The sequence below is a fragment of the Billgrantia desiderata genome (assembly GCF_900108215.1).
Taxonomy (GTDB): Bacteria; Pseudomonadota; Gammaproteobacteria; order Pseudomonadales; family Halomonadaceae; genus Halomonas; species Halomonas desiderata.
This window is the reverse complement of sequence record NZ_FNVC01000026.1, coordinates 1-22,091: the sequence shown is the minus strand read 5'-3', so window position 1 is coordinate 22,091 and position 22,091 is coordinate 1. Positions and strand designations below refer to the sequence as shown.

The window sequence follows — 22,091 nt, the reverse complement described above, 5'->3', positions numbered from 1 at the left end:
GTTCGCTTCCGAGCAGGATAGGCGGGAAAATGCGTCAGGTCATCCCGCTGCCTTGTGTCAAGGTCTGCTTAGGCGTTACATACGGAATGTTGTACACATAACTACAGCGATTAGAGAGACACGCCAATGACAACCAGTAAATCCATCGTCCGCCCGCCCTTCGCCGCCCTCGCTCTCTCCAGCCTGCTGCCTCTGGCCCTGCTGATCTCGGCGCAGGCCCAGGCCGACTGCCCCCGGGGCGACCTGGACACTCTGTATTGCGATGAGGATGGCGACATGGTCGCCGATCTGCCCGCCGACGAATCCGAGTGGGCCAATCCCGATACGCTGATCTTCGCCTATACCCCGGTGGAGGATCCTGCCATCTACTCCGACATCTGGCAGCCCTTCATCGATCACCTCCAGGAGGTGACCGAGCGTAACGTACGCTTCTTTGCCGTGCAGTCCAACTCGGCTCAGGTCGAGGCCATGCGCAGCGGGCGGCTGCACATTGCCGGCTTCTCTACCGGCCCGACGCCGTTCGCGGTGAACCTGGCCGGCGCGGTACCGTTCGCCCTGATGGGCTCCGACGACGGTCAGTTCGGTTACACCCTGCAGGTCTACACCCACGTCGATTCCGACATCGAAGAGATGGAGGATCTGCGTGGCAAGCGGGTGGCGCACACCTCGCCCACGTCGAACTCCGGCAATCTGGCACCTAGGGCGCTGTTCCCGGAGCTCGGCATCGTGCCCGACGAAGACTACGAGGTGGTCTACTCCGGCAGCCATGACCAGTCGATGCTGGGCGTGGTCGCCCGTGACTATGACGCCGCGCCGGTGGCCTCAGAAGTCATCGAGCGTATGGCGGCGCGAGGACTCTACGATGAGGAGGAGGTGCGCATGATCTACGAGTCCGACCGCTTCCCCACCACCTCCTATAACTATGCGCATAATCTGCACCCTGACCTGGTCGAGAAGATCAAGGAAGCCTTCTTCAGCTTCGACTTCGCGGGCACGGCGTTGGGCGACGAGTTCGAAGGCGTAGAGAAGTTCATTCCCATCAATTACCAGGAGCACTGGGAGGTGATCCGCACCATCCAGGCCGCCAACGACGTGCGCTACACCCGCGAGGACCTGGAGCAGGAGTAAACCTGGCAGCGAGCAGCCGGGGCCCTCGGCTTCGCCGGGGGCGTCTCCGTTTCTTTTTTCGCGAGGTGGGGTGAATGCTGGAAATTTCAAAGCTGGTCAAGCGTTACGGCCGTGACGAGCCGGTGCTCAAGGAGCTGGACCTGACGGTCGAAGGCAGCAGCGTGGTCTCCATCGTCGGCGCCTCCGGGGCCGGCAAGAGTACCATGCTGCGCTGTATCAACCGCCTGGTGGAGCCCACCTCGGGTTCGATCAAGCTCAACGGCAATGAACTGGTTCACCTGCGCGGGCGCGAACTACGCCGTGCCCGGCGCAAGATTGGCATGGTGTTTCAGGGCTTCAACCTGATCGACCGTCTCACGGTGATGGAGAACGTGCTGGCGGGGCGGCTCGGCTACGTCAATCTCTACCAGGCGATCACCCGCCGCTATCCTCAGAGCGATATCGAGCGTGCCTTCACGCTGATGGAGCGGGTGGGCATCGCCCACTATGCCAACAAGCGGGCCGACGAACTCTCCGGCGGCGAGCGCCAGCGGGTCGGCGTGGTGCGAGCGCTGATGCAGGAACCGGAAATCCTGCTGGCCGACGAGCCCACGGCCTCGCTCGATCCGCGCACCTCCGAGCAGATCATGAAGCTGCTGCAGAGCCTGGCCAGCGAGCTCTCGCTGCCGGTGCTGATCAACATTCACAACGTGGCCCAGGCCAAGGCCTATACCGAACGCATCGTCGGCCTGCGCCACGGCCGGATGATCTTCGACGGCGCGCCGGCCGATTTCGGCAAGGAGGCGCTGGACGCCATCTACGGCGGCATCGAGACGGCCGAGGACGAGATCACCGAGGAGCCCGGCCGCCCGGCGCAGCAGGGGGTGGCCCATGACTCGACCTGACCAGGCCGCCGTGCCACGTACCTGGCGCAAGCCGCCCTTCATCGCCAACCCGCTGCTGCGCTATGGGCTGTGGTTGGTGGTGATCGTCTACCTGGTGTGGGCCTTCGGCTCGCTGCCGTTCAACTGGGCGCGCATCAGCGAGGGCCTGCCACGGGCGGCGCGTATCTTCGGCGGCGGCTTTCCGCCCAGCTTCGAGCGCAGCGGGCTGCTGATCACCGGCTTCAAGGAGAGTTTTCAGATCGCCATTCTGGCCACGCTGATGGGGGTGGCACTGTCGATTCCCTTCGCCGTGATGGCGGCCAAGAACGTGGCGCCCAAGCCCATCTATCTGCTCGGGCGGGCGGTAATCATCGTCTCGCGCAGTTTTCATCCGGTGATCGTCGCCATCCTGTTCGTGGCCGCGGTGGGCTTCGGTCCGCTGGCCGGCATCCTCACCCTGACGATCTATTCGATCGGCTTCGTCGGCAAGCTGCTGGCGGAGGAGATCGAGGAGATCGACTGGGGTCAGGTCGAGGCGATGAAAGCCGCCGGGGCGGGCTACCTGGCAACCCTGATCTATGCCGTGTTTCCGCAGATCCTGCCGCGCCAGGTGGGGCTCTCCATGTATCAGCTCGACAGCAACCTGCGCGCCTCGGCGGTGGTCGGCATCGTTGGCGCCGGCGGCATCGGCGGTACCCTGATGAATGCCTTCGGCCGCTACGACTACGATTTCGCCTTTGCCATCCTGCTCATGATCATCGCCGTGATTCTGGTCAGTGAAGGCATCAGCGGCTGGGTGAGGAAGAAGATATGGTAGATCATGCCGGAGCCCTGGCCGATCGCGTCTGGCGGCGCTACGACCGCAAGCAGCAACTGATCCGCTATGGCGTGCTGCTGGCCACCGTGATGGTGGTCTACTGGGCGATACGCGACATCGACATCTTCTGGCCCTGGGTGTGGGACGCCCCCAACCAGATCTCGAGCCTGGGCGCGCGCATGTGGCCGCCCGATCCCTCGCGACTTGCCGCGATCACCAATGCGCTGCTGGAGACGGTGCACATTGCCACCCTGGCGACCCTGCTGACGATCTTCATCGCCCTGCCGGTTTCCTACATCGCCGCGCAGAACACCACCCCCAACCGTGCCTGCCTGTGGCTGGGGCGCTTCATCCTGGTGGCCAGCCGTTCGGTGAACACCATCATCTGGGCGCTGCTGTTCGTGGCCATCTTCGGCCCCGGGGTGCTGGCGGGAATATTGGCCATCATGTTTCGCTCCATCGGCTTCATCGGCAAGCTGATGGGCGAGGCGATCGAGGAGATCGACCGTCGCCCGGTGGAGGCCATGGAAGCCACCGGCGCCTCCAAGGCCAAGGTCATCGTCTACGCCGTCGTGCCTCAGGTGATGCCGGCCTTCTTCGCCATCGTCATCCTGCGCTGGGACATCAACATCCGTGAATCGACGGTGCTGGGTCTGGTCGGCGCCGGCGGTATCGGGGTGATCCTGCAGGGCGCCATCGACACCTTCGCCTGGCCCACGGTGGCCACCATTCTGATCGCCATCATCGTGCTGGTGCTGATCGGCGAGGCGGTGACGGGGCTGCTGCGACGCAAGGTGCTCTGAGGCGGGCGACGGCGAGTTGGCCGGTTGACCTTCCCGGCAGCCCTTGCCATGTTGAAATCGAAGGCCCGCAATGGGGCTCCATTCACTGCATCAAGGAGAGGCTATGACAACGTATATCGTGGTGGCCGATGCGGCTAGGGCGCGCGTATTCACCCGCGACGCGCTAAAGCTGGAGGAGAAGGAGAGCCTGGTGCACGCCGAAGGGCGTCTGCACGAGGGAGACCTGGTCACCGGCGAGACGGGAGCCGTCGACGAGTCGACCTCCCATACGCGGCGTTCCAGCCGCGGTGACAGCGTGGCGCTGGATCACGAGGCGGAGATCTTCGCTAAGCAGATTGCCGAACGCATCTACAAGGCTCGGGTCGACAACCATCTGGACAAGCTGATCCTCGTCGCGCCACCGCGTTTCCTGGGCGTGCTGCGTGACAAGATCGACGGGCCGACCAGCAAGCTGATCATCCACACCCTGGACAAGGATCTCTCCAAGGCGCCGCTGAACGATATCCAGAAGGCCGTCAGCGACATGCGCTGAAGCGATCTTAGCCTCGCACTCGAGCTTGGACTCAAGCGCGCATTCAAGATAGGGGCGTTCTTGCCGATAGAAGGAGCATGGCTGTGAAGTTTACTTCGCTGCAAACATGCTACCCACTTCAGCGAGAACGCCCATGCACCTCAGATCGATCCGCCAATTCGTGGTCCTGCTGGCTGGGCCCTGCCTGTTGGCAGTGGTCGTGGCTCTGGTCGTCTATGCCCTGTTCTCCTCGGCACGTACCCAGCAGACCGTCGAGACCCACACCCGCGAACTGCTCGAAGGGGCCGTAGACGAGCGCCTGGCGGTGTTGGCGGACGCCGAGGCCGGCAGGATCCAGCGCGAACTCGAGCATGCCCTGACCCTGGCCACCCAACTGGCCGATACCAATGCGCTGATGGGGCAGCGGGACGGCAGCGGTCGCACCGCCCTTGGCCTGAGCCGCCGCGAGCTCTCCAACCTGGTGCGCGAGACGGTGGTGCAGAACCCCTCGCTGCTGGACGCCTTCATCGGCTGGGAGCCCGATGCCTTCGGCCGCGATGCCCTGTATGCCGATCTTGGCGAAAGCGACGGCTACGACGGCAGCGGTCGCTTCATGCCCTGGTGGTATCGCACCGGGGAGGGCGGCGTCGAGGTGCTGCCGTTGGGAGAGACCATGGAGAGCACGGCGCAGCTCGCCAACGGCGTGCGTGAGGGCGAATACTACCTCTGCCCGCGGGAGACCCTCGCCCCCTGCATCATCGACCCGGCGCCCTACGACTTCGCTGGCGAGACGCTGCTGGTGACCTCGTTCAACGTGCCGATCCTGGTCGAGGGGGCGTTTCGCGGCGTGGCGGGAGTCGATCTCTCGCTGGATTTCATCCAGGAGCTGCTGCTGCAGGCCAACGGAGAACTTTACGGCGGCGCAGGCGAGATGGCACTGGTGGCGGGACGCGGGGGGCTGGTGGCCTACACCGCCAATGCCGAGCGGCTGGGCGATGCCGCAAGCGAAGCCTTCGACGCTCAGGTGCTGTCGGCCCTCGAGCAGGCTCAGGCGGAGGGCACCAGCGTGAGCCTGGTACGCGACGGCATGCTGGAGCGCTATCAGCCCTTTACCATCGGTGCCAGCGAGCAGCCCTGGACGCTGATGATCCGGCTGCCCGAAGCGGCGGTGATGGCAGAGCTCACGGCGCTGCAGACGATGATGAACGAGCAGCGCCGGGCCGATACCCTGGGCATGACCGTGGTCGGCCTGCTGCTGGCGGCGTTGGGGCTCGCCGCGCTGTGGTGGGTCGGCACCCGCGTGTCGCGCCCGCTGCGGCTGTTGGCCGACCGCATGCGTGACATCGCCTCCGGCGACGGCGACCTGACCCAGCGCCTGCCGGTGCGGGGGCGCGACGAGAGCGCCGAACTCGCCATCCAGTTCAATGCCTTCGTCGACAAGATCCACGACGTGCTGCTCGACGTGCGCGCCAGCAGCGAATCGGTGCGCCTGGCGGCCAGCGAGATCGCCAGCGGCGGCGAGGATCTGTCGCGGCGCACCGAGCAGGCCGCTGCCAGCCTGCAGCAGACCTCCGCCTCCATGGAGCAGATTTCGGCCACGGTGGAGCACACCTCGGCCTCCTCGCGTGAAGCCAATGGCCTGTCGAAGTCGGCCGCCGAGGTCGCCCAGCGCTCCGGCGACACGGTCGGCCAGGTGGTGGACACCATGCAGGAGATCAGCCGTTCGTCGAAGCAGATCGGTGAGATCGTCAAGGTCATCGACGGCATCGCCTTCCAGACCAACCTGCTGGCGCTCAACGCTTCGGTCGAAGCCGCCCGGGCCGGCGAGCACGGCCGCGGCTTTGCCGTGGTCGCCGGCGAGGTGCGCCAGCTCGCCACCCGCAGTGCCGAAGCCTCGCGCGACATCCGGGCGCTGATCGAGGCCTCCAGCCAGCGCGTCATCACCGGCACGGAGCTGGTGGGGCGCGCCGGCGAGAGCATGGGCGAGCTGATGGCCAGCGTGAACCGGGTAGCCAACATGCTGGGCGAGATCAGCATGGCCGCCGGCGAGCAGAGCGACGGCATCGGCCAGGTCAGCGTGGCCGTGGCCGATCTGGACCGCACGATCCAGCAGAATGCCGCGCTGGTGGAGGAGTCGACCACCGCCGCCGAGCAGCTCAGCGAGCAGGCCGACCGTCTGGCGCAAGTCGTCGGCGGCTTCCGTCTGCGCGATCGCTGACGGGCAGAGGGTGGGGAGGGTCAGGAGACCGGCGGCAGATCGATCTCGTCGCTGCGCCTGGCCCCCTCGGTCATCTGCCGGCACAGGCGCAGGAACTCGCGCATGCCGGTGGCCAGGTACTTGTGACGATGCCAGATGAAGGCGAACTGGCGGCTCAGGTCGAGTTCGGGAGTGGGAATCGGCACCAGGCTGCCGCGGCGGAAGGCGTCGCGCAGCGCCAGCTTCGACACGCAGCCGATGCCGAGCCCCGACTCCACCGCGCGCTTGATGCCTTCGGTATGCTCCAGTTCCAACAGCGTATTGAAGCGCCCGCGACGGTGCCTCGCGGCCTGCTCCAGCGTCATGCGGGTGCCCGAGCCCTGCTCGCGCATGATCCAGGCCTCGCGCAGCAGGCGCTCCAGCTCCACCGGACCCTGGCCGGCCAACGGATGGCGCGGTGAGCAGAACACCGACAGCTCGTCCTCCACCCAGGGTTGGGTGATCACGTCCTCTTCCTCGCAGTGACCCTCGATGAGCCCCAGGTCGAGCTCGTGCTGACGCACGCGGTCGATGATCTCCCGCGTATTGCGTACCGCCAGCCGCACCCGGCTGCCCGGATGGCGCTGCATGAAATCGCTGATCAGCAGCGTCGCCAGGTAGTTGCCGATGGTCAGGGTGGCGCCCACGTCGAGCGAACCGATGCCCTGCTGACCGTGCAGGATCTCCTCGATCTCCTCGGCGCGGTCGAGCAGCGCCACCGCCTTGGGCAGCAGCTGAAAGCCCAGGGCGTTGAGCCGCAGCCGCTTGCCGATGCGGTCGAGCAGCTGGCAGTCGAACTGGCGCTCGAGCTCGGCCAGGGCGGTACTGGTGGCCGACTGCGACAGGGAGAGCGCCCGCGCGGCGCGAGAGACGCTCTCATGCTGGGCGACGGCGACGAAGACCTCGAGTTGGCGCAGGGTGAAGTGCATGAAACGGCTCGATGTTGATCTATATCAGGAATCTGGATAAAGGATATCCATACAATCCAATTAACAGATAAACCTTGCGCTCTTATAATGCAAGCAAATCATCTAGCCCAATGCTTTATTCGATATAGGAATATCTAGGAGCCGGCATGAGCAAGTTTGCGTTGGAAGAGGTTCTCAGTGTCCACCACTGGAACGACACCCTGTTCAGCTTCCGCACCACCCGCGAGCGCAGCCTGCGCTTCAAGAACGGACAGTTCGTGATGATCGGTCTCGAAGTGAACGGCAAACCGCTGATGCGTGCCTACTCCATCGCCAGCCCCAACTACGAGGATCACCTCGAGTTCTTCAGCATCAAGGTGCCCGACGGCCCGCTGACCTCGCGCCTGCAGCACCTCAAGGTCGGCGACCAGATCATGGTCAGCCGCAAGCCCACCGGCACCCTGGTCACCGACGACCTGCTGCCGGGGCGCAATCTCTACTTCCTCTCCACCGGTACCGGCCTGGCCCCGTTCATGAGCCTGATCCAGGATCCGGAGGTGTACGAGCGCTACGAGAAGGTGATCCTGGTGCACGGCGTGCGCAGCGTCAGCGAGCTGGCCTATGCCGACTTCATCCAGCAGGAGCTGCCGGCTCACGAATACCTGGGCGACGAGATCCGCGAGAAGCTGGTCTACTACCCCACCGTGACCCGCGAGGAGTTCCACACCATGGGCCGCCTCACCGATCATATCCGCAGCGGCAAGCTGTTCGAGGACACCGGCATTGCGCCGATGGATCCCAAGCAGGACCGCGCCATGATCTGCGGCAGCCCGGCGATGCTCGACGAGACCAGCGCTCTGCTGGACGACCTGGGCTTCAACATCTCGCCGCGCATGGGCGAACCCGGCGATTACGTCATCGAGCGTGCCTTCGTCGAGAAGTAAAACGGGACGCTCGCTCACGTTTCGGTGCTTGCCGAGCTTCAAAAAAACCCACGGCCTTACGGTCGTGGGTTTTGTATGTCTGGGCTTATACCGCGTCCTTGCCGGTTTCGCCGGTGCGGATACGAATCACCTGCTCCAGCGGGGTGATGAAGATCTTGCCGTCGCCGATCTTTCCGGTATTGGCCACCTGGGTGATGGCATCGATCACCTGCTCGACCAGGTCATCGTCGATGGCGATCTCCACCTTCACCTTGGGCAGGAAGTCGACCACGTACTCGGCACCGCGATAGAGCTCGGTGTGGCCCTTCTGACGGCCGAACCCCTTCACCTCGGTCACGGTGATACCCTGCACTCCGATCTCCGAAAGCGACTCGCGAACGTCGTCTAGCTTGAACGGCTTGATGATGGCGGTCACCAGTTTCATGGTCTGTTTCCTCGTTGTCGTGCGGGGTTCTTCGCTCGAACCCGGGCGGGTACGAATCGGCTGGCCTCAAGCATACACCGCCCTCGTCAGGAAGAAAAAAAGGCTCCCCGCAGGGAGCCCGGAAGGGGTAAGCGTTTATTCTGGGCGGGGCTGGCCGATCGGCGCGCCGGCTGCGTAGCCGCCGGACTGCGGACGTCCACCGCTGCCGCCATAGACACGGGCGACGCTGAACTCGGGGTAGGCTTCCATGCCGCACTCGGCCAGGTCGACCCCCTCGTACTCTTCCTCCTCGCTGACACGTACGCCCATGATCGCCTTGATGATCAGCCACACTGCCAGGCTGGTAGCGAAGACCCAGGCAAAGATCGCCAGGCCGCCGATGATCTGCGCACCGAAGGTGGCGTCGCCGTTGGAGAGCGGCACTACCAGCAGGCCCCAGATGCCGACCACACCGTGCACCGAGATGGCGCCGACCGGATCGTCGATCTTCAGCTTGTCGAGGGTAACGATGGAGGCCACCACGATGATGCCGCCCACGGCACCGATCAGGGTCGCGCCCAGCGCAGTGGGCTCCAGCGGTTCGGCGGTGATCGCCACCAGGCCGGCCAGGGCGCCGTTCAGCGCCATGGTCAGGTCGGCCTTGCGGAACCACAGCTTGGCCAGGATCAGCGCGGCAATGACGCCACCGGCCGCCGCGGCGTTGGTGTTGACCAGCACCTGGGCCACGTTGTTGGCCGAGGCCACGTCGGAGAGCTTGAGCTCCGAGCCGCCGTTGAAACCGAACCAGCCCATCCACAGGATGAAGGTACCCAGGGTGGCCAGCGGCATGTTGGCACCCGGGATGGCATGAATGCTGCCGTCCTTACCGTACTTGCCCCTGCGCGGGCCGAGGATCAGCACGCCGGCCAGGGCCGCGGCCGCACCGGCCAAGTGCACGATGCCGGAACCGGCGAAGTCGGAGAAGCCCAGTTCGTCGAGCCAGCCCTCGCCCCAGGTCCAGTAGCCGGAGACGGGGTAGATGAAGCCGGTCATGACCACGGCGAAGGCGAGGAAGGCCCACAGCTTCATGCGCTCGGCCACGGCGCCGGAGACGATCGACATGGCGGTGGCGACGAACACCACCTGGAAGAAGAAGTCGGCGCGCATGGAGTAGTAGGGGGCGTCTTCACCACCGGCGGTGACCGCATCGACGCTGTTCTCGCCACCGATCAGTACGCCCAGGTTGGGCAGGATGCCGCCGGCGTCGCTCGAGTACATGATCGAGTAGCCCACCAGCAGATACATGGTGCAGGCGATGGCGAACAGGGCGATGTTCTTGGTCAGGATCTCGGCGGTGTTCTTGGCGCGCACCATGCCGGCTTCCAGCATGGAGAAGCCGGCGGCCATCCACATCACCAGCACGCCGCAGATCAGGAAATAGAAGGTGTCGAGCGCATAGCTCAACTCGGCAAGTTCACTCATGAGTGTTCTCCGTTGTTCTCGTTATGACGATCAGACGGCTTCGGCGCCGCGTTCGCCGGTACGGATGCGAATCACATCCTCCAGCGGCGTCACGAAGACCTTGCCGTCGCCGATCTTGCCGCTGTTGGCCGCACCGCAGATGGCATCCAGCACGCTCTCGACGCGGGAGTCGTCCACGGCCACCTCGACCTTGACCTTGGGCAGGAAGTCGACCACGTACTCGGCGCCGCGGTAGAGCTCGGTGTGGCCCTTCTGGCGGCCGAAACCCTTCACTTCGGTCACGGTGATGCCTTGCACGCCGTTGTCGGCCAGGGCCTCGCGCACGTCGTCGAGCTTGAAGGGTTTGATGATGGCGGTGATGAGCTTCATTAGCGTCTCTCCATGCTGGTAGTGGGGCGATGGGTTGCCAGCTGCTGTACCCTGCTTATGCGCATTACGTGCCATTTCCGAAAAAAACCTTTCCCTACAGCCATTTTTCAGGACGGAAGAGGCTCGATTCACCAAGTGGGGGAGGGGCATTGCACGTCCATGCACCAGCTTGGTGCCTGAGCGTGGTGCAGGTGCGCCATGTCGGAGCGCGAGAAGGGAATGCGTCGTTGCAGTGCCTTGCGTATGCTGTAAGGCAACATGCCCAGGCGAAAGGAGAAGCGCACCATGGCGAGTCAGGACCCCATCAGCCGACTGGCGCAGCAGCTCGGCGAGCGCCTGCAGGGGGCGGCCCAGGCGCCGGAAGAGTTGCAGAAGGGGATACAGCAGGTCGTACGCGGCGCCTTCGACCGTCTCGAGCTGGTATCGCGGGAGGATTTCGACATCCTGATGGACGTGCTGCAGCGCACACGCATCCGGGTCGAGGCGCTGGAGCAGCAGGTGGCCGCGCTGGAGAAGGCGCTGGCGGCCCGCGAGACCCCGGTGACCCAAGCGACTCTCACGCTGCCCGAGGATGCGGCCAAGGACGACGGCGAACCCGGCGAAGCCAAGCGCTGAGCCAGCGTGGAGAGCTCGCTACAGCACAGTGCTAGTATCTAGCCCTTACGCTAATAAAACACTGCATAAATGTCTGCGCGAGCGAATCGCTGCGTTGCGCGGTGCTCAGAATCCTCACCTATACCCCATAGGCTCCGGTTCCTGTGCTCCGTGCGCCTTGCGCTTCATCTCGCTCGCCAATTTATTCAGCGTTTCTCAAATGGAAAGCGAGGGACCGCAAGATGCTGGCGATCGTTGCCACACGGGCCGGCCTGGGGCTGGAAGCGCCCGAGGTGCAGGTCGAGGTACATCTGGCCAACGGCCTGCCGGGAATGACCCTGGTGGGTCTGCCCGAGGCCGCCGTCAAGGAGAGCCGCGAACGGGTGCGCAGCGCCCTGGTCAACGCCGGCTTCGACTTCCCCAATACGCGCAGAATCGTGCTCAACCTGGCGCCCGCCGACCTGCCCAAGGTCGGCGGGCGTTTCGACCTGCCCATCGCGTTGGGCATTCTGGTGGCCTCCGGCCAGCTTCCCGGCGAGGCGCTCGAGGGTATCGAGAGCGTCGGCGAGCTGGCGCTGGACGGCCGGCTGCGCCCCATCAGCGGTGTGCTGCCGCTGGCGCTGGCGGCACGCAAGGCCGGACGCAAGCTGATCGTGCCTAAGGAAAATGCCGACGAGGCGGCGCTGGCCGGCGATCTGCAGGTGCTGCCGGCGGAGCACCTGCTCGACGTCATGGCGCATTTGCTGGGCCAGCAGCCCATCGCCGCGCACCGCCTCGAGGCGCCGCCGGTGGCCGCCACCCGCGAGGGCGACCTGGCCGACGTGCGCGGCCAGCACCAGGCGCGTCGTGCGCTGGAGATCGCCGCGGCGGGTTCGCACAACCTGCTGTTCGCCGGCCCGCCCGGTACCGGCAAGACCATGCTGGCGAGCCGCCTGCCCGGCATCCTGCCCGAGCTTACCGAGGAGGAGGCGCTGGAGGTCGCCGCCATCCGTTCGGTGTGCGGCCTGCCGCTGGCCGAGCAGTGGGGGCGCCGTCCGTTTCGCGCGCCGCACCACACCGCAAGCGCCGTGGCTCTGGTCGGTGGCGGCTCCTGGCCGCGCCCGGGGGAGATCTCCCTGGCTCATCACGGCGTGCTGTTTCTCGACGAGTTGCCCGAGTTCAGTCGCCACGTGCTGGAGGTGATGCGCGAGCCGATGGAGTCGGGGCGCATTCATATCGCCCGGGCCAACCACGAACGTAAGTTTCCCGCTAGATTTCAACTGGTTGCAGCGATGAATCCGTGCCCCTGCGGCCATTTGGGCGACCCGCGCCAGGCCTGCCAATGCACTGCGGCGCAGATCCAGCGCTACCAGTCGCGGCTCTCGGGGCCGCTGCTCGACCGCATCGACCTGCAGATCGAGGTGCCGGCGCTGCCTCCGGAACAGCTGACTTCACGCGAGGTGGGTGAAAGCTCCGCCGTGGTGCGTGCTCGGGTGATGGCCGCCCGCGAACGCCAGTACGCCCGCGGCGCACTCAACGCTCATCTGGGCGGGCGCGAGCTGGAGGCGGCCTGTGCGCTCTCCACCGCCGACCGCGCCTGGCTGGCCGGGGTGCTCGAACGCCTGCGCCTCTCGGCGCGGGCCTACCACCGGGTGCTGCGGGTGGCGCTGACCCTGGCCGATCTGGCCGAAAAGCCGCACCCGGAGCGCGGCGAGCTGATGGAGGCGATTGGGTATCGGCAGCTAGATCGCCAATTGCGCCAGGGTTGAGAGGCTGCTTACACGCTACTGCGCTAGGCCATGCTGTGTGTTGAAATCAATCTCAAATTGCTCATTTACAAACCAGTAAACTCCGCTTTTTCGATTGATTTCGCCTTGCCTGGCCGTCGCTCGTAACGCGTGTAAACACCCTCTCCTAATGAGCCAATACTTGCTGATGATCTTTACAGCGCCGTGGCGTCGAAGGCGCCTTCGACCTCGGTCTGCCACAGGGCGCCGTCGTTGTCGGGGCGGTGCAGCGACAGCGTGAGGCGGTAGGGCAGCAGGTCGCGGTCGGTCAGGCGCAGGCGCGGTGCGGTGGCTTCCAGCCGGCTCTCCATGCGCCACTGGTGAGCGCCACCCTCTCCGGCCATCGCCGGGCGCCAGTCGAGCACCTGAGGGCCGTCGCTCACGCCCAACAGGGCGCGGGTGAGGCTTTCGAGGAAGCGGTCGCTGTCGATCTCGAGGCTATCGTCCACCTGGGGGGAGACCAGCAGCAGCACCTGGTCGGCAGGGGGCTGCAGGGCATCCACCTGGATCACCCGGTCGACGGCGCGGTCGCTCAGGTTCTGCAGGGCGCGGCGAATGGGATCGGGCTCGGGAGGCTGGGCGGCACAGCCCGCCAGCAACATGAGAAGAGCGAGCAGCGCGATGTGTCTCAGCATCGAATGTTAGGCTCCTGAGCGGCCGGTGCCAGGCGCTGCTCCAGCTCTTCGACGAAGCCGTCGAGTGATCTGAACAGAGCGTCGCGGATGGGTTCGGCTTCGTTGACCAGATGATGGCGCGCTTCCGGATGACGCTCGATGCGGGCCTTGGGAAATTTTCGCTCCAATACCGCCAGATTCCACTCCCAGTCGACGGTAACGTCCTGCTCCCCTTGAAGGATCAGGGTGGGGAGGTCACGCGGGGGCAGGGCGAGCAGCTGAGGCATCCAGCGGCGCATGGCGCTGACCCAGTTGAGCGAAAGGTGCTCCGGCTGCAGGGGGTCGTGTTCGCGCAGGAAGGCGGCAAACTCGGCGTCGGTGGAGTTGGCGCCGAAGCGACGCGGCAGGGACTCGACGAAGGGGCCCACCAGGCTGTGCAGCCACCCCGCCTGGGGCCAGCCGAAGGGGCGCACCAGGGGCGCGAGCAGTGCAAGGCCGGCCCAGCGATCCTCGTCGGGGTGGCTCAGGGCGTCGGTGGCGAGAATGGCGGCCCCGGTACTCTGGCCGACTCCGAGCCAGGGTCGGGGGGCCAGCCCGCTACCTTCCAGCTGTTCCTGCAAGGCATTCAGACACTCCCCATAGTGGGCGAAGTCGTCGATGCAGGCGCGTTTGCCGCTGGACAGGCCGTGTCCCGGCAGGTCCCACATCACCACCCGCCAACGCCGCTCCAGCAGCCGCTGCAGCAGGTGGCGGTAGAGACCGAGGTGATCGTAGTAGCCGTGCACCACGAAGGCCGTGCCGATGGGCTCCGCGGGGCTCCATACCTGGGTCCACAGCTGATAGCGCTGGGTGCCGGTATAGCCAACGTAGAGTCCGACGTGCTCGGTGAGCAGCGGCGCCAGGCCGTAATGCGCCAAGTAGTCCGCCAGCGAAGGCTCGCCTTCGGCACGGAAGGGCGCCACCGGTCCCAGCGCCTGCAGGGGCGTAAAGTCGGTCATGACGTGCTCCAGCGTATCAAGACACTTTCCCTTCGATTCCTTTCATCTGTCGCGACACCGAGCGTGCAGTGAGTATAACTTCCGGCCATGCTGTCGAGGAGAGAATCGCTGCGGTAGCCGATATTTGTTGACCATTTGGTCAGAAAAACGACTCTTAACCCTATGTCTAGTAGGGTAGCCCTTCCTTCGGGTTTACATATGGAACAGTTTTCCACAAAATTGGCGCCTCGCAGTGGTATCACCCCCACGAATTGCGGCGAGCCGAGAGCAGGATAGTCGGCCGCCACGCAGGAGGAGACTCTTCCATGTCCGAACGCGTCACTCGCCATCGTCTCCAGGTGGCCGCTGAACTGGACCGTTTCATCAACGACCAGGCCCTGCCGGGTACCGGCATCGATGCCGAGAGCTTCTGGGCCGGGGTCGACGCCATCTTTCATGATCTGACACCGAAAAATCGTGAATTGCTCGCCGAGCGCGAGCGGCTGCAGGCGCAACTGGATACCTGGCACCGTGAGAACCCCGGTCCGGTGCGCGACATGAGCGTCTATCGCGCCTTTCTCGAGGAGATCGGCTACCTGGTGGACGCCCCCGCACAGGTGACGGTCTCCACGGCCAACGTCGACCGCGAAGTGGCCATTCAGGCCGGCCCGCAGCTGGTGGTGCCGGTGAGCAATGCGCGCTATGCGCTCAACGCCGCCAATGCACGCTGGGGTAGCCTCTACGATGCGCTCTACGGCACCGACGCCATCTCCGAAGAGGGCGGCGCCGAGAAGGGCTCGGGCTACAATCCCAAGCGCGGCGAGAAGGTCATTGCCTACGCCCGCGGCGTGCTCGACCTGGCCGCACCGCTGGCTACCGGCTCCCACCGCGATGCCGTCAAGTACGTGCTGCGCGACGGCCGCTTGGTGGTGAGCCTCGAAGGCGGCCGCGAGACCGGCCTCAAGGAGCCGGGCAAGCTGGTCGGCTACAGCGGCGATGCGGCAAACCCGGAGTCGATTCTGCTCTCCAACCACGGCCTGCATCTGGAAATCCAGATCGATCCCAGCCACCCCATCGGCAAGACCGACCCGGCCGGCGTCAAGGATCTGCTGGTCGAGGCTGCGCTGACCGCCATCATGGACTGCGAAGACTCCGTGGCGGCGGTCGACGCCGAGGACAAGGTCGGCGTCTACGCCAACTGGCTGGGCCTGATGAAAGGCGATCTCGAAGAGGCGATCGAGAAGGGCGGCAAGACCTTCACCCGTCGCCTGCACGCCGATCGCAGCTACACCACCCCGGAAGGCGGCAGCCTGACCCTGCCCGGCCGTTCGCTGATGTTCGTGCGCAACGTCGGCCACCTGATGACCACCCCGGCGGTGCTCGACGCCGACGGCAACGAGCTGCCCGAGGGCATCCTCGACGGCATCGTGACCAGCCTGCTGGCCCTGCACGATCTCAAGAAGGGCGAGAACGACCCGCGCAACTCCCGCAGCGGCTCGGTCTACATCGTCAAGCCGAAGATGCACGGGCCGAAGGAAGTCGCCTTCTCCAACGAGCTGTTCGGTCGCGTCGAGGACCTGCTGGGCCTGGCCCGTGACACCCTCAAGATGGGCATCATGGACGAGGAGCGGCGCACCTCGGTCAACCTCAAGGCGTGTATCGCCGAGGCCGCCTCGCGCGTGGTGTTCATCAACACCGGCTTCCTCGACCGTACCGGCGACGAGATGCACACCGCCATGGAAGCGGGCCCGATGATCCGCAAGGGCGACATGAAGAATGCTGCCTGGATCGGCGCCTACGAGCGCAACAACGTGCTGGTCGGTCTGGCCTGCGGCCTGCGCGGCCGGGCCCAGATCGGCAAGGGCATGTGGGCCATGCCGGACCTGATGGCGGCCATGCTGGAACAGAAGATCGGCCATCCCAAGGCCGGCGCCAACACCGCCTGGGTGCCGTCGCCCACCGCCGCCACCCTGCATGCGCTGCACTACCACCAGATCGACGTCGCCGAGATCCAGCGCGAGCTCGAGGCCCAGGGCGAGCCTGCCCTGCTGGAAGAGCTGCTCGACAAGCTGCTCACCGTGCCGGTGGCCGAGCGAGTGGAGTGGAGCGACGAGGCGATCCAGCAGGAGCTCGACAACAACTGCCAGGGCATCCTCGGCTACGTGGTGCGCTGGGTCGAGCACGGCGTGGGCTGCTCCAAGGTGCCGGACATCCACGACGTGGGCCTGATGGAGGATCGTGCCACGCTGCGCATCTCCAGCCAGCACATCGCCAACTGGCTGCACCACGGCGTGGTCGACGCCGAGCGCGTGCAGAAGACCCTGGAGCGCATGGCCAAGGTGGTCGACGAGCAGAACGCCGGCGACCCGGCCTACACCGCGATGAGCGCCGACTTTGCGGCCTCCACCGCGTTCAAGGCGGCCAGCGACCTGATCTTCAAGGGCCGCGTGCAGCCGTCCGGCTACACCGAGCCGCTGTTGCACCACTGGCGGGCGGTGCACAAGGCGCGCTGATCCTCGAGGTCTCATCCTCGGGCCAACGCCTGATCCACTGCGCCCCGGGTACCCGCCCGGGGCGCTTTGGGTTATGTTGGGCTCCACGATCACCACCGCTATCCGCGATCACAACCAGCAGGGAGCCCGACGATGACCGTGATGACTGCCGCCGCCATCGAGGATTTTCTCGACGAGGTCTTCCCCCAGCGCGCCGGCACCATCGAGGCGGTCGATCACATGCGGGCGACCATGAGCCTGGCCATCGAGGACGAGCACCTGCGGCCCGGTTCCAGTGTCTCCGGGCCCACCATGATGGGGCTGGCCGACGTCTGCCTCTACGTGGCCATCCTGGCCCAGATCGGCCCCGAGCCGATGGCCGTGACCACCGATCTCAACTGCCATTTCCTGCGTCGCGCCCGCGGCGACCGCGACCTCATCGCCAACGCCCGCGTGATCAAACTGGGCCGGCGCCTGGCGGTGGGCGAGGTGCAGCTCTTCTCTGCCGGCGACGAGCGCCCGGTAGCCCACGTCACCGCCACCTACGCCATTCCCGACTCCGACTGAGCGTCGCGCCCCGCGCGCAAGGCGCCCACGGCCAGCGTCAGCCAGCCGGCAATCATCAGCACGCCGCCGAACGGGGTAACCATGCCCAGGCCGCGCAGCCCGGTCAGCGCCATGGCATACAGCGAGCCGGAGAACAGCAGCACCCCCGCGGCCCACAGGCCCAGCACGATGCCGAACCCGCGCCGCGGATGCGAGGCGCGCCAGGCGAGCACGCCGAGCATCGCCAGGGTGTGCCACATCTGATAGCGCACGCCGGTCTCGAAGGCGGCCAGCAGCCGCTCGGGCAATTGGCCCTGCAGGGCATGGGCGGCAAAGGCGCCGGCCATGACCGCCACTCCGCCCGACAGCGCTGCCAGGCACCACCATCCGCGATCGCGCATCTCTTTCTCCTTCGGGGGATTGGGATTGCCGCCTACCGTACCCCGGGAGGCGTTAAGGGGCTACAATATGGGCCCGCGACACTCGTCAACTGGAGAGGGACGCCATGCAGATCCAGCTCAACGGTGAGCCCCGCGACCTTGCCCCCGACCTTACGGTGGCGCAGTTGGTCGACGACCTTGGCCTGACCGGTCGGCGCATCGCCGTCGAACGCAACGAGGAGATCGTGCCGAAGAGCGAGCACGGTGCCACGCGCCTGGCCGACGGCGATCGCATCGAGATCGTTCACGCCATCGGCGGCGGCTGATTGCCGCCCGCCGACGGTTCCCGCTACAAGACCCGCTACAACTACAGGCCCACGCGATGACAGACTTCTTCCAGGATCAGCCGCTGCGGATTGCCGGCCACGCCTTCACCTCACGCCTGCTGGTCGGTACCGGCAAGTACAAGGACTTCGACGAGACCGCCGAGGCCATCGCCGCCTCGGGCGCCGAGGTCGTCACCTTCGCCGTGCGCCGTACCAATCTGGGCCAGGAGGCCGGCCCCAACCTGCTCGACGTGGTGCCGCCGGAGCGTTTCACCCTGCTGCCCAACACCGCCGGCTGCTACACCGCCAAGGACGCCGTGCGCACCTGCAAGCTGGCGCGTGAGCTGCTCGACGGTCACAAGCTGGTCAAGCTCGAGGTGCTCGGCGACGACTCGACCCTCTACCCCAACGTGGTCGAGACCCTCAAGGCGGCGGAGGAGCTGATCCGCGACGGTTTCGACGTGATGGTCTACACCAGCGACGATCCCATCGTGGCCCAGGAGCTCGAACGCCTGGGCTGCTGCGCGATCATGCCGCTGGGCTCGCTGATCGGCTCCGGCCACGGCATTCAGAACCCGCACAACATCCGCCTGATCATCGAGCAGGCCAGCGTGCCGGTGCTGGTGGATGCCGGCATCGGCACCGCCTCCGACGCCGCCATGGCCATGGAGCTGGGCTGCGACGGCGTGCTGATGAACTCTGCCATCGCCCACGCCCGCCAGCCGGTGCTGATGGCCAGCGCCATGAAGAAGGCCGTCGAGGCCGGGCGCGAGGCGTTCCTCGCCGGACGCATGCCGCGCCGTCAGAGCGCCGATCCCTCCTCTCCCTTTGCCGGCCGCATCAACGGCTGAATTCACCGGAGCCGCAACGAATCCATGAGTGACCCGCAACGCGACCCCTCGACCACCGGCCCGGAAGGGCCGGACGCCCCGCTGCATCGTCGCGGCATCAAGAGCTACGTGCTGCGCGCCGGCCGCATGACCCAGGCCCAGACCCGCGGCCTGGAAGAGGTCTGGCCGCGGCTGGGCCTGACCCTGGCCGAGGGGCGGCAGGATCTCGACGCCCTGTTCGGACGCCGGGCGCCGCGGGTGGTGGAGATCGGCTTCGGTATGGGCGCCTCGCTGATCGAGCAGGCCGAGGCCCACCCCGATACCGACTTCATCGGTATCGAGGTGCACGCTCCGGGCGTGGGCAAGCTGCTCGACGAGGCCGACAAGCGCGGCCTGACCAACATCCGCGTCTACCGTGAGGATGCCCTGGCGGTGCTCGAGCAGTGCCTGCCTGAGGCCAGCATCAGCACTCTGCAGCTGTTCTTCCCCGACCCCTGGCCGAAGAAGAAGCACCACAAGCGGCGCATCGTCCAACCCGCCTTCGTCGAGCTGATTCGCACCCGACTCGAGCTGGGCGGCAAGCTGCACATGGCCACCGACTGGCAGGCCTACGCCGAGTGGATGGCCGAGGTGATGGAAGCCGCGCCGGGCTACGTCAATACGGCGACGCCCGCGACGGCGCCCTATGTGCTGCGTCCCGAGTTTCGTCCGCTGACCAAGTTCGAGGCCCGCGGCGAGCGTCTGGGCCACGGCGTGTGGGACCTGATCTTCGAGCGCTGCGAATAGCCAGGCCGGCGCCCGCCCCGGCGAGCGCCATGCCTGCCAGGCCGGTGGGGCCGAGGCGTTCGCCGAACATCGCCGCGGCCCACAGCAGCGTCACTCCCGGGGTCAGATGCACCAGCGCCGAGGTCAGGGTGACGCCCAGCCGGCGCAGGCTGGCGACGAAGAAGCCGTAGCCGCCCAGGCTCGACAGCACCACCAGCCAGCTCATGGCCACCAGCACGGCAGGTTCGAAGCCGGGGGCGGTCAGCTTGCCGCCCCCCATCACCCAGGCGGCCACCAGGAAGATGCCGCCGGCCGCGAGCAGCTGGGCCAGCAGCGCCGTCGGCAGCGGCAGTACCGAGGGCTGGCGCACCGCCAGCAGGCTGCCGAGCGTCACTGCTGCGACCGACAGCAGCGGCAGCAGATAGGCCCACCCCGGCGCAGCCAGCGATCGCTGCATGTCGTCGCCCACGCACAGCGCCACGCCCAGGGTGGCCAGCACCATCCCCAGCCAGCCGTATGCGCCCAGGCGCTCGCCCAGCCAGCGTCCGGCCAGGGCTGCCGCCAGCAGCGGCTGCAGGGCCGCGATCAGCGCCGTGATGCCGGCGCTGACGCCGAGATCGATGGCCACGATCACTCCCAGCAGATAGCCGCCCATGGTCAGGCTGCCCACGAGCATCTCGCGCCTCATGTCGCGTATTGCCGGAAGCGCGCCAAGCGTCAGACGACACCACAGCGCCACCAGCAGCGCAGCGAGCAGGAAGCGCCAGGCGAACAGGTCGAGCACCGGCGTGTCGAGCTCGCTGGCCAGCCGACCGCCGACGAAGCCCGAACTCCAGCACACCACGAAGCCGATGGCGATCAGTAGCGCAGGAACCTGTGCTGGCATCGTCGTGCTCCCTCATTGATAACGATGCTTGAGCTTGACGGTCATCCCGGCTTCAATGAAGCGATATATTTTGTAGGCAGGATTCAATATGGCTGAAGTCTCGTCGGCAACGCTGGATCTCGAACTGCTGCGCAGTTTTCAGGCTGCGGCCCAGCTCGGTTCGCTGGCGGCGGCGGCCGAGCAGCGGCACCGCACCGTCAGCGCCATCAGCATGCAGATCAAGCGCCTGGAGGCGTTGCTCGACGTCCGCCTGCTGGAGCGTGACCCGCGTGGCGTGGTGCCCACTACCGCCGGGGCGGCACTGCTGCAGGAGGCGCGGGAGCTGTTGCGCATGCACGACGGAATCCTGGCCCGCTATGCCGGGCGCGGGCTGCGGGGCAAGGTGCGCTTCGGCCTGCCCGAGGATTATGCCCGCGAGCTGCTCGGCGACGTGCTGCCCGAGTTCACCTCGCACCACCCCGAGGTGCTGCTGCAGGCGGTGACGGCCACCAGCGGCGAGCTGGTGCGGCAACTGGAGCGCTCGCGGCTGGACCTGGCAGTGGTGCTGGACCGGCCCATCGCACTGCCCGGCGGCGAGCCGCTGTGGCGCACCACACCGGTATGGGCCGCGCCGCGTGCCGCCAACCTGACCGAGCGGGACAGCCTGCCGCTGGCCCTGCACGAGGTCGACTGCCCCTACCGGGCGTTGGCCACCGAAGCCCTGGAGCGGCTCGGCAGGCCCTGGCACGCGCTGTTCACCAGCACCAGCATCCACACCATCGAGCGCGCGGTGGAGACGGGGCTGGCGATCAGCGTGCTCGACCGCGAACGCCTGACCCCTGCCATGCGCGAGCTGGGCGAGGCCGAAGGCCTGCCCGCTCTCGGCCGCTGCGAAGCGCAGCTGCATTTCGCCCGCGCCATTGCACCCGCCTCGCAGCCTGCCGCCCAGGCCCTGGCCGAGCTGCTGCGCGAGCGTCTGCGAGGACGCGGCCCCTGGCGCGGAGCCGGATGAGTCGGGGGACAAAAACAGGGGATGTGTTTTTTGCACAAAAAAGGCGCCTCCAGAGGAGGCACAGGCAAGACCCTGACCCGGTAAAGAGCAGCAATGAGGGGGGGCTGAAATCGGGTAGGGGCCGGGGTCACCCCCGGCGCCCTCCCACACCACCGTACGTACCGTTCGGTATACGGCGGTTCATGAAGAACGGCTAAGCCCTCTTACCGTATCGAGTACCGAGATCAGGCCCAGTCCATCAAACCACTTCCTTGGCAGGGCCTGATTCATGTGCGAGGCCCCGGCGTTCCACCAGGCGCCTCGCCCATTTCCCGCTGACTTCCACGCCCGATAGTCGTCCAGCCCCAGCGCCAAGAGCTTACGACGCCGGGTCCGCGGGCGCTTCCACTGCCGCCAGATCACGCAGCGCAGTCGGCGACGTATCCAACCATCCAGCGCTTCCAGTGGACGCTTCACGTCG

At 66.3% G+C, this 22,091-nt stretch carries 23 protein-coding genes and 1 pseudogene; 15 read left to right on the top strand and 9 right to left on the bottom strand.

Features of this window, described 5'->3' with window-relative positions:
* The first annotated feature begins 126 nt into the window (after positions 1-126).
* From phnD to C4S71_RS18750, 6 genes are all read left to right on the top strand, one after another.
* Positions 127-1,128, top strand: a complete 1,002-nt coding sequence (phnD, locus tag C4S71_RS18775; RefSeq protein ID WP_086509155.1) for a phosphate/phosphite/phosphonate ABC transporter substrate-binding protein — start codon at positions 127-129, stop codon at positions 1,126-1,128.
* A gap of 74 nt (positions 1,129-1,202) precedes the next feature.
* Positions 1,203-2,012: a phosphonate ABC transporter ATP-binding protein gene (gene phnC / locus C4S71_RS18770; protein WP_086509156.1), complete on the top strand. Its 810-nt coding sequence runs from the start codon at positions 1,203-1,205 to the stop codon at positions 2,010-2,012.
* Positions 1,999-2,808 (top strand): phosphonate ABC transporter, permease protein PhnE, encoded by an 810-nt coding sequence (gene phnE / locus C4S71_RS18765; RefSeq protein ID WP_103970184.1) that lies wholly within the window; start codon positions 1,999-2,001, stop codon positions 2,806-2,808. Before phnC ends, phnE (C4S71_RS18765) begins: the two co-directional genes overlap by 14 nt.
* Positions 2,802-3,611: a phosphonate ABC transporter, permease protein PhnE gene (phnE, locus tag C4S71_RS18760; protein WP_103970183.1), complete on the top strand. Its 810-nt coding sequence runs from the start codon at positions 2,802-2,804 to the stop codon at positions 3,609-3,611. The genes phnE (C4S71_RS18765) and phnE (C4S71_RS18760) overlap by 7 nt, the downstream gene beginning before the upstream one ends.
* 103 nt (positions 3,612-3,714) lie before the next feature.
* Positions 3,715-4,143 carry a host attachment protein gene (locus tag C4S71_RS18755; RefSeq protein ID WP_086509159.1) on the top strand — a complete coding sequence of 143 codons (429 nt, stop codon included), beginning with the start codon at positions 3,715-3,717 and terminating at the stop codon, positions 4,141-4,143.
* 133 nt (positions 4,144-4,276) lie between these two features.
* Positions 4,277-6,340: a methyl-accepting chemotaxis protein gene (locus tag C4S71_RS18750; RefSeq protein WP_103970182.1), complete on the top strand. Its 2,064-nt coding sequence runs from the start codon at positions 4,277-4,279 to the stop codon at positions 6,338-6,340.
* 20 nt (positions 6,341-6,360) lie between these two features.
* On the opposite strand, the gene C4S71_RS18745 is transcribed toward C4S71_RS18750, so the two are convergent.
* Positions 6,361-7,287: a LysR family transcriptional regulator gene (locus C4S71_RS18745; RefSeq protein ID WP_103970181.1), complete on the bottom strand. Its 927-nt coding sequence runs from the start codon at positions 7,285-7,287 to the stop codon at positions 6,361-6,363.
* Between the two features lie 146 nt (positions 7,288-7,433).
* On the opposite strand from C4S71_RS18745, the gene C4S71_RS18740 reads away from it, so the two are divergent.
* Positions 7,434-8,210: a ferredoxin--NADP reductase gene (locus tag C4S71_RS18740; protein ID WP_103970180.1), complete on the top strand. Its 777-nt coding sequence runs from the start codon at positions 7,434-7,436 to the stop codon at positions 8,208-8,210.
* Between the two features lie 85 nt (positions 8,211-8,295).
* Here the strand turns inward: C4S71_RS18740 and glnK are convergent, their stop codons facing one another.
* The 3 genes from glnK to C4S71_RS18725 form a co-directional block, all read right to left on the bottom strand.
* Positions 8,296-8,634 (bottom strand): P-II family nitrogen regulator, encoded by a 339-nt coding sequence (gene glnK / locus C4S71_RS18735; RefSeq protein ID WP_086509163.1) that lies wholly within the window; start codon positions 8,632-8,634, stop codon positions 8,296-8,298.
* A gap of 135 nt (positions 8,635-8,769) precedes the next feature.
* Entirely contained in the window at positions 8,770-10,095 is a 1,326-nt protein-coding gene (locus C4S71_RS18730; protein ID WP_103970179.1) for an ammonium transporter, read from the bottom strand.
* Between the two features lie 30 nt (positions 10,096-10,125).
* Complete coding sequence (locus C4S71_RS18725) at positions 10,126-10,464, bottom strand: P-II family nitrogen regulator (protein ID WP_010625805.1); 339 nt, start codon at positions 10,462-10,464, stop codon at positions 10,126-10,128.
* Positions 10,465-10,749: 285 nt separating this feature from the next.
* On the opposite strand from C4S71_RS18725, the gene C4S71_RS18720 reads away from it, so the two are divergent.
* Together C4S71_RS18720 and C4S71_RS18715 are read left to right on the top strand one after the other, a co-directional pair.
* Complete coding sequence (locus tag C4S71_RS18720) at positions 10,750-11,079, top strand: accessory factor UbiK family protein (RefSeq protein WP_086509165.1); 330 nt, start codon at positions 10,750-10,752, stop codon at positions 11,077-11,079.
* Positions 11,080-11,300: 221 nt separating this feature from the next.
* On the top strand, positions 11,301-12,806 hold the full coding sequence (locus tag C4S71_RS18715; protein WP_086509166.1) for a YifB family Mg chelatase-like AAA ATPase: 1,506 nt from the start codon (positions 11,301-11,303) through the stop codon (positions 12,804-12,806).
* Between the two features lie 173 nt (positions 12,807-12,979).
* On the opposite strand, the gene C4S71_RS18710 is transcribed toward C4S71_RS18715, so the two are convergent.
* Positions 12,980-13,459: a hypothetical protein gene (locus C4S71_RS18710; protein ID WP_103970178.1), complete on the bottom strand. Its 480-nt coding sequence runs from the start codon at positions 13,457-13,459 to the stop codon at positions 12,980-12,982.
* Positions 13,453-14,436 (bottom strand): alpha/beta hydrolase, encoded by a 984-nt coding sequence (locus C4S71_RS18705; RefSeq protein ID WP_086509168.1) that lies wholly within the window; start codon positions 14,434-14,436, stop codon positions 13,453-13,455. The genes C4S71_RS18710 and C4S71_RS18705 overlap by 7 nt, the downstream gene beginning before the upstream one ends.
* A gap of 305 nt (positions 14,437-14,741) precedes the next feature.
* On the opposite strand from C4S71_RS18705, the gene C4S71_RS18700 reads away from it, so the two are divergent.
* On the top strand, positions 14,742-16,928 hold the full coding sequence (locus tag C4S71_RS18700; protein WP_086509169.1) for a malate synthase G: 2,187 nt from the start codon (positions 14,742-14,744) through the stop codon (positions 16,926-16,928).
* Between the two features lie 132 nt (positions 16,929-17,060).
* On the top strand, positions 17,061-17,474 hold the full coding sequence (locus tag C4S71_RS18695; protein ID WP_010625792.1) for a PaaI family thioesterase: 414 nt from the start codon (positions 17,061-17,063) through the stop codon (positions 17,472-17,474).
* On the opposite strand, the gene C4S71_RS18690 is transcribed toward C4S71_RS18695, so the two are convergent.
* Entirely contained in the window at positions 17,450-17,854 is a 405-nt protein-coding gene (locus C4S71_RS18690) for a DUF423 domain-containing protein (RefSeq protein ID WP_086509170.1), read from the bottom strand. The two genes, C4S71_RS18695 and C4S71_RS18690, sit on opposite strands and share 25 nt — an antisense overlap.
* A 104-nt stretch (positions 17,855-17,958) precedes the next feature.
* On the opposite strand from C4S71_RS18690, the gene thiS reads away from it, so the two are divergent.
* Genes thiS through trmB form a run of 3 tightly spaced genes read left to right on the top strand, consistent with a single transcriptional unit; the run spans position 17,959 to position 19,775 of the window.
* The gene (thiS, locus tag C4S71_RS18685) at positions 17,959-18,159 is read left to right on the top strand and encodes a sulfur carrier protein ThiS (protein ID WP_086509171.1); all 201 of its coding nucleotides are present in this window, start codon (positions 17,959-17,961) and stop codon (positions 18,157-18,159) included.
* A 56-nt stretch (positions 18,160-18,215) separates the two neighbouring features.
* Complete coding sequence (locus C4S71_RS18680; protein ID WP_103970177.1) at positions 18,216-19,010, top strand: thiazole synthase; 795 nt, start codon at positions 18,216-18,218, stop codon at positions 19,008-19,010.
* 24 nt (positions 19,011-19,034) lie between these two features.
* Positions 19,035-19,775: a tRNA (guanosine(46)-N7)-methyltransferase TrmB gene (trmB, locus tag C4S71_RS22800; RefSeq protein ID WP_103970176.1), complete on the top strand. Its 741-nt coding sequence runs from the start codon at positions 19,035-19,037 to the stop codon at positions 19,773-19,775.
* 10 nt (positions 19,776-19,785) lie between these two features.
* Here the strand turns inward: trmB and C4S71_RS18670 are convergent.
* Positions 19,786-20,640, bottom strand: a pseudogene (locus C4S71_RS18670) (DMT family transporter); the annotation flags it as partial.
* A gap of 88 nt (positions 20,641-20,728) precedes the next feature.
* Here C4S71_RS18670 and C4S71_RS18665 point away from each other — a divergent pair.
* A complete protein-coding gene (locus C4S71_RS18665; RefSeq protein ID WP_103970174.1) occupies positions 20,729-21,631 on the top strand; it encodes a LysR substrate-binding domain-containing protein in 903 nt (300 codons plus the stop codon).
* Between the two features lie 180 nt (positions 21,632-21,811).
* Here C4S71_RS18665 and C4S71_RS18660 read toward each other — a convergent pair.
* Positions 21,812-22,091: group II intron maturase-specific domain-containing protein (locus C4S71_RS18660; RefSeq protein WP_304481819.1), on the bottom strand; the 280-nt coding region annotated here is incomplete at its 5' end.